The sequence below is a fragment of the Metabacillus rhizolycopersici genome (assembly GCF_020075705.1).
This window is the reverse complement of sequence record NZ_JAIQUM010000340.1, coordinates 1-232: the sequence shown is the minus strand read 5'-3', so window position 1 is coordinate 232 and position 232 is coordinate 1. Positions and strand designations below refer to the sequence as shown.

Genomic DNA, 232 nt, shown 5'->3' with positions numbered 1-232 from the left:
TCGCTTATGGTGCGACAAGAAGTCGCATTCTCACAGTGTAGCTTACGCTACCCAGCCAGACGCAAAGATGGTCTCCATCCGAAACTGCATATTTGGCAACAAATATGTAGGTTGCATGAGGAAATGCGGAAACAGAGGACAAGTGCATGGTCCAGAATACTGCTAGGAGAAGACAGATATGGTGAACAAAAGTGAAGGTTTGTAAGCTTCGTAACAATTAGCTCGAGATAAT

Annotated in this window: 1 protein-coding gene; it reads left to right on the top strand. The window is 44.4% G+C overall.

Annotated features, from left to right (window positions below; genetic code table 11):
- Positions 1-195 (top strand): hypothetical protein (locus K9V48_RS28865; RefSeq protein ID WP_224142372.1); only part of this gene is annotated, 195 nt, incomplete at its 5' end.
- Positions 196-232: the final 37 nt, after the last annotated feature.